The sequence below is a fragment of the Hymenobacter sp. BT188 genome (assembly GCF_014333585.1).
In the GTDB taxonomy this organism is placed as follows: Bacteria; Bacteroidota; Bacteroidia; order Cytophagales; family Hymenobacteraceae; genus Hymenobacter.
The window spans coordinates 404,990-417,860 of the sequence record NZ_JACSCW010000005.1 but is presented as its reverse complement, the minus strand read 5'-3'; the positions used below and the strand labels follow the sequence as shown (position 1 = coordinate 417,860).

8 protein-coding genes are annotated in these 12,871 nt (G+C 56.2%); 3 read left to right on the top strand and 5 right to left on the bottom strand.

What is annotated here, in order from left to right; all coding sequences use genetic code 11:
• Positions 1–51 precede the first annotated feature (51 nt).
• Positions 52–738: an SOS response-associated peptidase gene (locus tag H8B13_RS16610; RefSeq protein ID WP_187311921.1), complete on the bottom strand. Its 687-nt coding sequence runs from the start codon at positions 736–738 to the stop codon at positions 52–54.
• A gap of 213 nt (positions 739–951) precedes the next feature.
• Between H8B13_RS16610 and H8B13_RS16605 the strand changes: the two genes are divergently transcribed.
• Positions 952–1,980 carry an SMP-30/gluconolactonase/LRE family protein gene (locus H8B13_RS16605; RefSeq protein WP_187311920.1) on the top strand — a complete coding sequence of 343 codons (1,029 nt, stop codon included), beginning with the start codon at positions 952–954 and terminating at the stop codon, positions 1,978–1,980.
• A 248-nt stretch (positions 1,981–2,228) separates the two neighbouring features.
• Positions 2,229–4,484: a catalase/peroxidase HPI gene (gene katG / locus H8B13_RS16600; protein ID WP_187311919.1), complete on the top strand. Its 2,256-nt coding sequence runs from the start codon at positions 2,229–2,231 to the stop codon at positions 4,482–4,484.
• Positions 4,485–4,773: 289 nt separating this feature from the next.
• On the opposite strand, the gene treF is transcribed toward katG, so the two are convergent.
• The 3 genes from treF to H8B13_RS16585 all read right to left on the bottom strand — a co-directional run bounded on the left by treF (position 4,774) and on the right by H8B13_RS16585 (position 9,830).
• The gene (treF, locus tag H8B13_RS16595) at positions 4,774–6,360 is read right to left on the bottom strand and encodes an alpha,alpha-trehalase TreF (protein ID WP_187311918.1); all 1,587 of its coding nucleotides are present in this window, start codon (positions 6,358–6,360) and stop codon (positions 4,774–4,776) included.
• 264 nt (positions 6,361–6,624) lie between these two features.
• Complete coding sequence (locus H8B13_RS16590) at positions 6,625–8,418, bottom strand: serine hydrolase domain-containing protein (protein ID WP_187311917.1); 1,794 nt, start codon at positions 8,416–8,418, stop codon at positions 6,625–6,627.
• Positions 8,419–8,816: 398 nt separating this feature from the next.
• Complete coding sequence (locus H8B13_RS16585) at positions 8,817–9,830, bottom strand: glycoside hydrolase family 43 protein (protein ID WP_187311916.1); 1,014 nt, start codon at positions 9,828–9,830, stop codon at positions 8,817–8,819.
• A 214-nt stretch (positions 9,831–10,044) separates the two neighbouring features.
• On the opposite strand from H8B13_RS16585, the gene pta reads away from it, so the two are divergent.
• A complete protein-coding gene (gene pta, locus H8B13_RS16580; protein ID WP_187311915.1) occupies positions 10,045–12,135 on the top strand; it encodes a phosphate acetyltransferase in 2,091 nt (696 codons plus the stop codon).
• A gap of 128 nt (positions 12,136–12,263) precedes the next feature.
• Here the strand turns inward: pta and H8B13_RS16575 are convergent, their stop codons facing one another.
• Positions 12,264–12,833: a hypothetical protein gene (locus H8B13_RS16575; protein WP_187311914.1), complete on the bottom strand. Its 570-nt coding sequence runs from the start codon at positions 12,831–12,833 to the stop codon at positions 12,264–12,266.
• Positions 12,834–12,871: the final 38 nt, after the last annotated feature.

The window sequence follows — 12,871 nt, the reverse complement described above, 5'->3', positions numbered from 1 at the left end:
AACTAAAGCAGCAACAGCTTAACAGTCATTGTAGCTCAAACCCGGCTAAACTTAAGCGGCCTCCAGCACATCAGGAGAGTTATGCGCCGGCGAATTGACGAGGGTGCTGACGGTATATTCCTGCATCAGCTCGGTGGCATATGGGCGCAACAAGTGTTGGTGCTCATCCACCGATACGCCGTCGTCGAGCCAGGCCAGCTCCGCTTTTCGGTCTGGCAGTATCACGGGCATGCGGTTGTGCAGGCTGGCCATCAGGTCGTTAGGCTCCGTGGTGATGATGGTGAAAGTAGGCAGCACTTCGCCCGTTTCGCGGTCGGCCCACTCATCCCAGAGGCCGGCAAAGGCAAACGGCTGCTCGTTGCGCAGCAGAATACGGTGGGGTACCTTGGCTTTTTTACCCTTGCTTCCGGCTGGCGGCGCCACTTGCTGCCACTCGTAAAAGCTGTCGGCCAGCACCAGGCAGCGCTTGCGTTGGAGCAGCTGCCGAAACGAGGGCTTCTCGGCCAGGGTCTCGGCGCGGGCGTTTATAGGCTTCAGCGCCGTTTTAATATCCTTCACCCACCCCGGCACCAAGCCCCATTGCACCAGCTGAATCTGGCTGGGGGCGCTGTTGGTAATGATGGGCAGATGCTGCGAAGGCGCCGCATTATAGTTGGGGGGCATTTCTTCCATAAACTGGGCATCAAAACGCTCCTCAATGGCGGGAGCCGGCGAGATAAATGTATAGCGGCCACACATAAGCTGACTGGAAAATCAGTGAAAGAAAAGGCTTCTTAAGGCACTAAAAGCACGTATCTGGTTACGCCGGCCCGCCAGTAGAAGTTGTGGGCGAAACGCCCCTCTTAGCCAGGCGCGGGACCAGTATAGCTGCTGGGGGCTTTTTGCCGCTGTTCCATCCGAACACGATACCGCGGCTGCCGTAACGACTAGGGTAGCATTTTCCTTCCGCTTATGGATCAGCCGTTTCTGCTTTGCTTACTAGGGGTCGCGTCTTTGATGCTGGCTCACGTTGCGCCCGCCCGGGCGCAACGCACGCCGCCCGTATACCCCACGTTAGGCAGCATTATCCGCGACCAGCCAGCCATAGATCAGTTGGTCGCGCCCGATGCCAAAATCGAAGTACTGGCGTCGGGTTTTACCTGGCCCGAAGGTCCGGTGTGGTCGAAGCAGGAAGGTGCGCTGCTGTTTTCTCATGCGCCCCAAAACGTGATTTACCGCTGGAAAGAAGGCGAGCCCTTGGCCGAACATCTCAAACCCGCCGGCTACACGGGTTTGGGCACCTACAGTAAGGAGTCGGGCAGCAACGGCCTTGCCTTCGATAAGCAGGGCCAGCTGGTAGCCTGTGAGCACGGTGACCGGCGTATATCGGTACTGCTAAAAGATGGTGGCAAGCGCACCCTAGCCGATAGCTACGAAGGAAAGCGCCTGAACAGCCCCAATGATCTGGTTATCAAATCGAACGGCGACATCTACTTCACCGATCCGCCCTACGGCCTGCCCGAGCAGGAAAAAGACCCACGGCGCGAACTGGATTTCAGTGGGGTGTATCGGGTAGCGAAGTCGGGGCAAGTAACGCTAGTGATTCAGGATCTGACGCGCCCCAATGGTGTGGCTTTCTCCCCCGACGAAAAAACGCTGTACGTCACCCAATCGGACCCGAAGCGGGCGGTAGTGATAGCCTATCCGGTGCGCGCGGATGGCAGCTTAGGAAAAGGCCGCGTTTTTTTCGATGCCACGCCACTTACCAAAGAATTAAAAGGTATGCCCGATGGCATTAAGGTAGATCAGCAGGGTAACGTCTTCACCACGGGTCCCGGCGGCGTGCACGTATTAGCCCCCGATGGCACTCATTTGGGGCGCATTGGCCTGCCCGTAGCGGTTGCCAACCTGGCTTGGGGCGACGACGGCAGCACGCTCTATCTGACGGCCAGCAACTATCTGTGCCGTATTCGCACCAAAACAAAAGGGGCTGGCTGGTAAGCAAAACAGTAAACTGGTAAAGCTGGTTATGAGGTTGGTTTGAGGCTAATTTATAAGCCCTTCGCTTCTGCGGACGCCCTACTCGACTAGTAGGCCTCACATCTATCCTATACTGACTTTTTTACAAGATAGTCGGATAGATATATCCCAAATGACTAGTGCGTTGCGAGCAAGCTCCACTGGTATAAGTCCAAACTTTTTGGCGAGCTGTGTATTATACTTCCATAACACAGCAACCCAATTCCAAGATGGACAACAGTCAGCATGCACACCCCACGGGTGATTCAATTCTTGAAGAGGTAAATGGCCCGGCAGCCGCCCAATGCCCCTTCAGCAGCGGCGCGCTGCAACGCAGCGCCGGCGGGGGGCGCACCAACCGCGAATGGTGGCCCAATCAGCTCAAGCTCAATATTCTGCGTCAGCACGCCAGCATTTCCAATCCGCTGGGGGGCAATTTTAACTACGCCGAGGAGTTCAAGAAGCTCGACCTGGCGGCCGTGAAGCAGGATCTTTTTGCCCTAATGACGGATTCGCAGGACTGGTGGCCGGCCGACTACGGACATTACGGCCCCTTGTTTATCCGGCTGGCCTGGCACAGCGCCGGCACCTACCGCATCGGCGACGGGCGCGGCGGCTCCGGCTCGGGCGCCCAGCGCTTCGCTCCCCTCAACAGCTGGCCCGACAACGCTAACCTCGACAAGGCTCGCCTGCTGCTGTGGCCCATCAAACAGAAGTACGGCCAGCAGATCTCCTGGGGCGACTTGATGGTGCTCGTCGGCAACTGCGCCCTGGAGTCGATGGGGTTCAAAACTTTTGGCTTCGCTGGTGGCCGGGAAGACGTGTGGGAGCCCGAGCAGGACATCTATTGGGGCTCGGAGGCCGAGTGGCTGGGCGATGAGCGCTACACCAACAACCGCCAACTGGAAAACCCGCTTGCCGCCGTGCAGATGGGCTTGGTATACGTGAACCCGGAAGGCCCAAACGGCAATCCTGACCCAGCCTTGTCTGCCCGTGACATTCGCGAAACCTTCGGCCGTATGGCCATGAACGACGAAGAAACGGTTGCTCTGATTGCCGGCGGCCACACCTTCGGCAAAACCCACGGCGCCGCCGATCCCGGCAAGTATGTAGGCATGGAGCCCGCCGGGGCCAGTATGGAAGAAATGAGTCTGGGCTGGCGCAACAGCTACGGCACCGGCAACGCCGGCGACACCATCACCAGCGGCCTCGAAGGCGCCTGGACCAGCACGCCCGCTAAGTGGAGCAATGACTACTTCAACAACTTGTTTGGTTACGAGTGGGAGCTGACCAAGAGCCCCGCCGGGGCGCACCAGTGGCGGCCCGTGAATGGCGGCGGCGCTGGCACCATCCCCGATGCCCACGACCCGGCCAAAAAGCACGCCCCCTTCATGCTCACCACCGACATCGCCCTGCGGGTAGATCCGGCGTATGAGACGATTTCGCGGCGCTTCCATGAACACCCCGACCAGTTTGCCGATGCTTTCGCCCGCGCCTGGTTTAAGCTGACCCACCGCGACATGGGCCCGATTGAGCGCTACCTCGGCCCGGAAGTACCCACAGAAGAGCTGATCTGGCAAGATCCGGTACCAGCCGTTACTCATGCTCTGGTGGATGACCAAGACGCCGCTATCCTGAAAGGCAGGATTCTGGCCTCCGGCCTGTCGGTGCCCGAATTAGTGTCTACCGCCTGGGCATCAGCCTTTACTTACCGCGACTCTGACAAGCGCGGCGGCACCAACGGCGGCCGTTTGCGTTTGGCTCCCCAGAAAGACTGGGAGGTGAATAATCCGGCGCAGCTGGCGCAAGTGCTGCAAGTGCTAGAAGGCGTGCAGCGCGAGTTCAACGGTGCCCAGACCGACGGCAAGCAGGTATCAATAGCCGATCTGATAGTGCTGGCGGGCAATGCCGGCATCGAAGAGGCCGCGCGCAACGCCGGCCACGAGGTGACGGTTCCGTTCGCGCCCGGCCGCACGGATGCCTCACAGGAGCAAACCGACGTGGCCTCGTTCCGGGCCCTGGAGCCAGCCGCCGACGGGTTCCGCAACTACCAGAAGTCGCATCACAAAGCTTCGGCCGAGGAAATGCTGGTGGATAAAGCCCAACTGCTGACGCTCACTGCACCCGAGCTGACAGTATTGTTTGGGGGCCTGCGGGCCATCAATATCAACTTCGACCACTCGCAGCACGGCGTGTTTACTGACCGGCCGGGCGCTCTTACCAACGACTACTTTATCAATCTCCTCGACATGGGCACTACCTGGAAAAGCACGTCGGACGCGCAGACGGCCTTCGAGGGTCGTGACCGCAAGACTGGCACCGTAAAATGGACCGGCACCCGCGTAGACCTGATTTTCGGCTCGAACTCCGAGCTACGGGCCCTAGCCGAAGTGTACGGCTATGCAAATGCCCAGGAGAAATTCTTGCGTGATTTCGTAGCTGTGTGGACCAAAATGATGAACCTTGGCCGCTTCGATTTAGCCTAACGATGACGCAGCCAGACAGGCTGCACTAGCTACTGCACTGCGTTGAAAAAAGGTGGCCTTGCAAAAGGCCACCTTTTTTTGTTCAGGCTATAGGCTGTATGATGCCCGAAACGTTTGCACCAATTCCTGAACAGACTCCTTCCGCTATTTATAGCAATACGTCTTCCACAGACTGAATAGATGTTGGCAGCTTTAACTCGGTGGCAACTATCTGTGCCGCGTGCGCACTCTTACCAAAAGGGTTGGTTGGCAGCGTAACCTCCGTTCCTATTATCTATGACATTATTTCTTATCTAAACTTTCGCGCTGCATCTTTTTCCGTCATCTTGTATTGATTCATTACCTTGAGCAGCACCCCATTGGTCCAGCCGAAGCCATCCTGCAACGGGTACTCGCCACCGCCGGCCTCCAGAGTTGTGTTCACTACATTATACTTCTCCAGTAGCTTACCCGTCTGCTGAAATACATTGCTGTTAAGCGCTACCCAACGACTGGCAATCGTGCTGGCCAGCTCCTTTTGACGGTAGTTTTCCAGCCCCCGGATGGACATGTATTGCAAGGGAGCCCAGGCGTTGGGCGCGTCCCACTGCTGCCCGCTGGTGTTGAGGGTGGTTAATAAGCCCCCCTGCTTCAAAAAATCTTTCTTTAATCCGGCGGCTACCTGCCGGGCCTGCTTGGGCGTGGCTAATTCAAAAGTCAGCGGAAAAACGCCCGCCAGCGTGCGGATAGTCGAGCGCTGCCCCAGCACCCAATTGTAGTCCTGAAACCAGCTGGTTTTCTTATCCCAGCAATACGCCAGAATGGCTTCTTTACGCCCGGCTGCTTTCTCCTGATAGCTACGCGCCTGCTCCGCGTTGCCTTGCAGCTCGTAAGTGCGCGACAGAGTCTTTTCGAGGTTATACAGCAGACAATTTAAATCGACGGGCACCAGATTGGTCGTTTGGATAGAGGCCAGCTTCCCCGATTCATCGAACCAGCGCGTGCTGAAATCCCAGCCGGAAGCTGCCGCCGCGCGCACATTGCGGTAAAACGTGGCTGCTGGCTGGGAGCTGAGCTTGGCGGCCGTCACATCTTCCACGTACGATTCCTCGCGGGGCTGGTCGCTGGCATCCCAGTAGCGGTTGAGCACTTGGCCGGAGGGCATTTTCACCACTGTGCGGTCGGCTTGCCCAACGGCCAGCGAGTCGGCGCCGGCCATCCAATAGGCGTACTCCCGCAGCAGGGGTTCCTGGTAGCGCACCAGCACCGTATCGCCCTGGCTCTGCGCCAACAGGCCCACCATCAGCGAAAAAAACGGCGGCTGCGAGCGGGTCAGGTAGTACGTCCGGTTGCCATTAGGCACAAATCCATACTTGCCAATCAGGTAGCTGAAGTTGTTCAGAATTTGCCGTATAAGCGCGAATTGCCCATCTTCCTGCAAGCCCAGCATGGTAAAGTAGGAATCCCAGTAATACACCTCCCGAAAACGCCCCCCAGGCACAATGTAAGGGTGAGGCAAGGGCACTAAGGACGAAATTTGCTCCCCAGCATCAGCCGGGCGCGCCAGCACCGACCACAGCGTATCGATATGAGCCCGCAGCCCGGCCGCTACATTGCTTTGGTAGAGCGTAGTAGAAGCGGTGGGGGGCAAAAAGTGAGCGTCGACAAAGGCCTTAAGCTGAAAGCCCGGCGTATTCTTTTGCTGCGCATACGCCTGCATGATAGCCTCCGGGGACTCTTTGGGCAGGGCATCCACGAAGGTTTTGTTGTCGGGGTATATGCGGCCCAACTGCACTTCCTCAAACAGCCCCGGATACAGCTGTCGGGGCGTGAGTTGTTGGGCGTGGACGCTGATAATCAGCGGAAATAGCAGAAACAGGAGCAACCGTCTTTTCATACGTAGTGGGCTTGGATGGGGCAGGTTCTGAAAAAGTACGTAAACTCTCCCACTTCCGCCGGGACAGGCAGGCATTCTCTCCGGCAGGCAGCAGAGCAATGTGCAGTCTGTTACTCTTTCTGCATCTAATAGTCATACAAAAAAGCCCCCTAGATGTCTACTGGGGGGCTTTTTTGTTATTGATTACAATAGCCGTAATCAACAGGCTAGCGAGACGCTGTCAGCGGTTGAGTGCAGTACTACGTCAGCTATGCGCAGCCGGCACTACTTCGTAAACAAACGCAGCACCGCGCGTCCTGATTCGCGGATTCGGCTCGGTTGATTGCTTAGTGACTCTAGCGCAGGAGAGGCAGCGCCGGGGGACAAAATTCCGTTTGCCAGGTACTGAGCATCGGGGGCAAGAGAGGCGGGCACTAGTTGCAGCGCAAGCTCAGTGTAAGCTGAATTAGGCTCCAGTTGCAACTCGGTATGGGCAGCCACCAGGTAAGGTTCAGCTAAATGTTCATTCAAAATCATCGTGGCATTCTCCTCTAGCGCATAAAGTGCCTGATGGCTGGTCGTCTCCGATTTGGCATACTCCACGACGCGCACGAAATAAGCCCGGTTCGGGTCCAGGTTTTTAACCATCACCGTATCCACTTCGCCATTGGCTACCACGAAGCTACCGCCGGACAATGCCTGTCCTTTACCAAAGCGGGCATTAGCCACATAGTCGGCGCCATCGAGGGGAAAGTCATCAACGGGGCTATCGGCTTTCATGAGTACCAACCGACGGTTGCCGGTACCATTGGCCCACTTAAGCAGAGCACTCGTTTTCGTGAAGGAAGTACCCGTAAGCTGGGCGGCGTTTTGATCAGGCACAACCAGGTTATGAGCAGGCCACTTGGAAGCACCACGAATGCAGGTCCAGCCCAAGCGGTCAAGCTCGGTCCAGAAGGCAGCGTCATCGCGCCGGGTATTCAGCAGGATAGTCCAGGTATAGCCTTTTGCCGCCCGCACCAGATAGGTGGCCGTGCCATCGAGGCAGCCACTGTGCCAGCGGTTGCCCTTGTTTACCTGCCACCCTTTCGCATACCGCGCATTTACGGCCGAGGGTTCTACCATTGTAGCTATAGTAGCCGCGTTTAGCAACTCTGGCTGCCCCGGAGCGCCATCCACAGCCATGAGCAGGCGCGTAAGGTCGCGGGCGGTGAATATCCAACCGCCGTGGGCGTTCATGGCTTCTACGTTGCAGCCGCCGTAGGCCGCCGGCACCGTTTCGCCGGTGCCGTAGCACGACGATTGTTGGAAATGGCTGTCGTACTCGGCTTCACGCTCCTGCTTATCTACCAACAAGTTGCGTCCGAGGTGAGCTTCGCGCACGCCGCTGGGCAGCAACAGGTGGTCGCGCACCCAGCCTTCGTACGATTGCAGGGTTACGGCCTCAATTATCTTACCCAGCACTAGGTAGCCAATATTAGAATAGGCGTAGCGAGCGCCGGGCCGGAAGTGCAGACCTTTACTCAGCATAAAGCGCACTAGTGTAGAGTCGCCCACGGGATTGGGCACGTTCATTACCTGGGCCACATGCTCAGGAAAATCGATGGGGTCGCAGCTGGCAAAACCGTCGCAGCTTTTCTCCCGGTCCCAGCCGGCGCTGTGTTCCAGCAATTGCTGCACCGTGATATCATAGATGCGGCGGTCGTCGATAACCTCCGTGTAGTAAGCAGCTGACAGATAGCCCTCCGGCCCGAAGGCTTTGTGAGCGAGGTCGAGGCGCCCTTCCTCCACCAGCTTCATAATGGCCATCGCCGTGATGGGCTTCGATAAGCTGGCTACCCGCATCAGATGGTGGGGTTGCAACGGAATGGTGCGGGCATGATCGGCGTAGCCAAAAGCACGAGCGTACACGAGCTTATCGCCGCGGCTAAGCGCTACCGACGCGCCCAGCACGTCCCACCGCTGCACAAACTGTTGGATGGCGGTATCGAAGTGGGCAAGTTCTGGAACTGAGACTCCCGTTTGGGCACTAGCCCGTAAGGAAAGCAGCAGTAAAACGAGCGTGTAGAGTTTCTTCAAAAATGGGAGATAAAAATGGCGTAACAACAAGCTCGCTTCTGCTTTAGCGCAGCGCTTGTTGTTACGCCATTTTTATTCCACAATTCCAATATTAGCGGGTCAATAATCTGATGATTATTATAAATTTTTCATGAGCCAAAACATCCTATTAGACTGAAAACGTGATAGTATATATCTAAATAAAGACCACTGTGTACATATAAAAATTATATTATTCTATGCTTAGCAACTCAAGTAAGAAGTGGTGTTTCCTTATGTTTCACCCATGGCACTAGGGCACTGGTTTTTAGCTCAATTAAAGGCGACAAAAAGCCCCACACCCCACCTGCTTTGTGCGTCATCCATCTACCTAATAAGGGGCGCAGAAGAAAGGCTTGGGAGGCTTTTTTTCGGACCATTTATTCGGTAATCGGAGCCGGTTGAGCTTTATGCGAAGGAGTGCCACCGCTGACCAAACGTGGCCAGCCATCCTGGTATTCCAGCCGGTCGAGGAGCATGATGCGGCGGGAGTAGCCCTGCTCAGCGTCGACGGCGTCGAAGGTAGGCTGGCGCGGGTCGATGGCGTGGTAGGCCAGCCAATCCTGCCCGGCCGCATCGGTCACCACGCAGTTGTGGCCGGGAGCGTGCCAGTGCTCATTGCCTTCGAGCAGCATACTATTTGGGTTGCCGGTGGCCTGGGGCAAGGTTTCGAAAGGGCCGGTGGCACTGCGCGAGCGGGCGACCAGCACGCCGTAATGAGCATCGGGGCCGCAGCAGTTGTTGCCGGAGTAAAACAAGTAATACCACCCATCGCGCAGAATAACCCACGCACCTTCTACCAAGCGCTGATAGTTGGTCGGCGCCTTATCCGGTACTGGGTGAATCAGTTCAATACTAGCACTCTGGGGGGCAAAAGACACGCGGTCGGGGGCTAGTTCCCGCACTTTAATCGGCCCGAAGCCCGAGCCCCAGTACAGCAAGCGCTTGCCCGTAGCAAGGTCGTCGAAGCTCATGGGATCAATGTTAATGAAGCTTTTGCCGCAAAGCAGCGGCTGACCAATATCCACAAACGGGCCAGCTGGCGCCTCAGCCACCGCTACAGCCAAGCACAGATCTTCCTTTTTAGCAACGTTTGGCAACGCCGAAAAGTACAAGTAATAGAGGCCGTCATGCTCGCTCACATGGGGCGCCCACAGCTTTTGGGTCGTGTCGGCCCAAGTGGGCTTTTGCGGCAGCGCATCACCCAGCAGTTCCCAATCAATGAGATTAGCGGATCGCGCCACTTGGATATTGATGATGAGCTGCTTACGCCATTTTGTTTGGGTGCCGTAGGCGTAATAATAACCATCGGCGGCCCGTATAATGGTTGGATCGGGAAAGTCCTCGTTGAGAATGGGATTGATATACGTGCTGGGGGGCTTTTTTGCAGACATACGGCTAATACTTAGGTAAAAAGCTTGTGCATCAGGGCGGTAGCTGACGAGTTACACATGGTTAAATACGTTGGAAACGCAACAGTAGCTGTTGCTTTGGGTTAGGAGGTATTACTTGTGAAACGAAGCATGCCATTCGCTCCGTAACCACAATTCTGTTCCGCCTCACCTCGCTTCCAAACCGTACAGCAGTACCTACCCTCGTTTTCGCATCATGACCAAAACCGTTTTCATTGCCGCCGCTGAGCCGTACAGCGGCAAGTCGCTCGTGTCGTTGGGCTTAATTAACATGCTGCTGCGCAAAACGCCCAGAGTCGGCTACTTTAAGCCCATCATCAACTTTGAGCCCGCCGAAAAAAGGGACACCCACATCGAAACAATAATCGGCCATTTCAGGCTGCCCATCACCTATGATGGTGCCTACGCCTACACCCGCGCGGCGGCCATGCACCTGGTGGAAACGGACACGCAAGGCGATATCATTGATACTATTATACACAAGTTCAAGGCTTTAGAGGAGCACTACGACTTCATCGTGGTGGAGGGCAGCGACTTTCTGGGAGCGGGAACAGCGTTTGAATTTGACGCCAATATTTCCATTGCCAAGAATCTGGGTGCACCGGCTATTCTCATGATTTCGGGCGAGGCAAAAACGACTAATCAAATAGTGAATGCTGCCCTCACGATGCTGCGCAGCTTCGAAGCCCGGGAGGTACCAGTGTTGGCTATTATGGTTAACAAAATGCCCCCCAGCGAAGCCGATACCGTGCGCGAGCTGCTTAGAGGGCAATTACCGGCAGGCATCGTCCTGACTGTTATTCCCGAAAACCAAAGCCTGCGCAGCCCCAGCATGAAGGAGATTCAGGAGCAGCTGGGGGGAAAATTATTGCTCGGCGAACACCTTTTGAGCAACCAGGTCGACAATTTCATCACCGGGGCCATGCAGGTACCTAACTTCCTGCGGCGCATTAAGGAAAACGTGCTCATCGTCACGCCCGGCGACCGCGCCGACATTATTCTGGGCGCTTTGCAGGCCAATGCCTCGGCCAACTTCCCGAAAGTAGCGGGCATCGTGCTCACCGGCGACATCGGCCCCGACGAGTACGTGGTACGTCTCCTCGAAGGCCTCGAAACCGTGATACCCATCCTGTCCGTCTCCACTGGCACCTTCCTCACTACCACCCAGATAGGCGCTATCCAGTCGCGCATTTCGCCCGATAACCCGAAGAAAATTGAGCTAGCCATCAGCACCTTCGAGCAGTATGTAGATGTGGCCGCGCTGGAGGAAAAGCTGGTCACGTTCAAGGCGGAGGGCATCACGCCGCACATGTTTCAGTACCAGCTCATGCAGTGGGCCAAAAGCCAGCGCCGCCACATTGTGCTGCCCGAAGGCAACGACGACCGGATTCTGCGCGCCGCTGCCCGCCTCCAGCAGATGGACGTGGTAGACCTGACCATTCTCGGCGACCCCACGGCCATCACGGCCGCCGTCAACCGCCTGGGTTTAAGCCTCGATCTGACCCGAATCCAGCTGCTTGACCCGGCTCACGCGCCCCGCTTCGCCGAGTATGCCGAAACCCTCTACGAGCTGCGCAAAGCCAAAAACGTGAACCTCGACATGGCCCGCGACATGATGACGGATGTCTCCTACTTCGGCACCATGATGGTTTACCAGGGCCACGCCGACGGCATGGTATCGGGGGCGGTGCACACTACCCAGCACACCATCCGGCCGGCCCTGCAGTTTATTAAAACCAAGCCCGGCATGTCAGTGGTGTCGTCCGTGTTTTTTATGTGCCTCCCCGACCGTGTGGCCGTGTTCGGCGACTGCGCCGTGAACCCCAACCCCACTGCCGAGCAGCTAGCCGAAATTGCTATTTCCTCGGCCGAAAGCAGCCTGCGTTTCGGCATCGAGCCCCGCGTGGCCATGCTCTCCTACTCCTCGGGCACCTCCGGCGAAGGCGCGGAAGTAGAGAAAGTGCGCCGCGCCACCCAGCTCGTGCACCAGCTCCGCCCCGACCTGCAAGTGGAAGGCCCTATCCAGTACGACGCCGCCGTCGACCCCATCGTGGGCCGCCAGAAGCTCCCCGACTCCACGGTAGCCGGCCAGGCCAGCGTGCTCATTTTTCCCGATCTGAACACCGGCAATAACACATACAAAGCCGTGCAGCGCGAAACCGGCGCCTTAGCCATCGGCCCGGTATTACAAGGGCTGAATAAGCCGGTAAACGACTTGAGCCGAGGCTGTACCGTGGAAGACGTAGTGAATACGGTGATTATCACCGCTATACAGGCGCAGGGGTAATTAGTAGCATAGGGCGGAATCTGCCACAATACAGGTAGGTCGTGCGGCCATAAATTTAAAATCAAATAAGAGGTCCCGCCTATAGCAAATACTGTAGGCGGGACTTTTTATTTGAACCTGACGAATCGTTACTTAGCCACCGCAGCGGCGGGAGGTGCCAGCTTGTAGCCCAGGGTTTGGTACACAGACAACCTGTCAAAGTAGATATAGTCCCGGTCGATCTTCCCGTTTGTTACGTGAGCGTTGTAGTGAACAGGGAATGTGACATTTTTGCCACTTTGAGTGAAGCTGTAATTGCCCCACAATGACACCCAATTACCTTTGAAATTCCCCGATTTAACACGAAACGTCGCCTTTACAAAGTCGAATTTTCGGTTTGATTGCACCTTATAGTCCTGCTTCCATCCGCTCACTACTTTCTCAGCAGTAGATGAGTCGGCTGCAGAAGGACCATACCCTTTGTAATTGCTTGCCAAAAGCATTTTTGCCTTATCTGCATTTCCTCCTACTAACGTATTCACATACTCAGTCACAATATTGATATCCGCATCCGCACTGAGGTTTTCCTCCACCGTGTCTTTATAGCGCGCCAGTGTAGCGGGTTTTGTTTGTGCTTGCACTGAATTTGTTGCGACCGTGAGCAAGAGGGCAGCAAAAAGCATCGTTGATGTAATTGTTTTTTTCATTTTATTTTTCAAAAAAATGTTGAAGGGTAAGTGAGGTATAGGATTATGTG